The sequence below is a fragment of the Nocardia cerradoensis NBRC 101014 genome (assembly GCF_000308535.1).
Lineage (GTDB): Bacteria > Actinomycetota > Actinomycetes > Mycobacteriales > Mycobacteriaceae > Nocardia > Nocardia cerradoensis.
Genome location: NZ_BAFW01000276.1, coordinates 1 through 463, shown reverse-complemented (window position 1 = coordinate 463; position 463 = coordinate 1). Strand labels below are relative to the sequence as shown.

At 69.1% G+C, this 463-nt stretch carries 1 protein-coding gene; it reads right to left on the bottom strand.

Annotated features, from left to right (window positions below; all coding sequences use genetic code 11):
• Positions 1–5 precede the first annotated feature (5 nt).
• Positions 6–463 (bottom strand): acyl-CoA dehydrogenase (locus tag ON23_RS27930; RefSeq protein WP_039781871.1); only part of this gene is annotated, 458 nt, incomplete at its 5' end.

Genomic DNA, 463 nt, shown 5'->3' with positions numbered 1-463 from the left:
GGGACTCAGAAGAATCCGACGCTCGGCAGCTCGGCGTCGTTGACGACGACGTCTCCCACGACCCGGGCCTTGTACACGGTCGGGTTGTGGGAGAACAATGTCCGCAGATTGCGCCAGTGCCGGTCCAGCCGCACCGATGCGCGCGTCCACGATGCACCACCCGCGTCGAAGGCCTCGGCCGCGGCCCTCAGCGCGATCTTTTCCACGGCCACCTTGACCTGCGAGGTCTGCAGTGACGCCGCGAGTTCCAGCCGATCGTCGGGGACGCCGTGCTCCCAGACGTGGCGGGTCGCCGCGTCGAGCGCGTCGGCGGCCGCCAGCACCGCGGCCTCCACCACGAAAGCGGTACTCGACAGCGATCCGACGACAGCCAGCAGCTGCGGATCGTTGCGGGCCAGTTCGGCATTGCCCCACGAATAGGACCGGGTCCGCTCGCGCAGCAGCGTCGCGGTGTCCTCGGTCA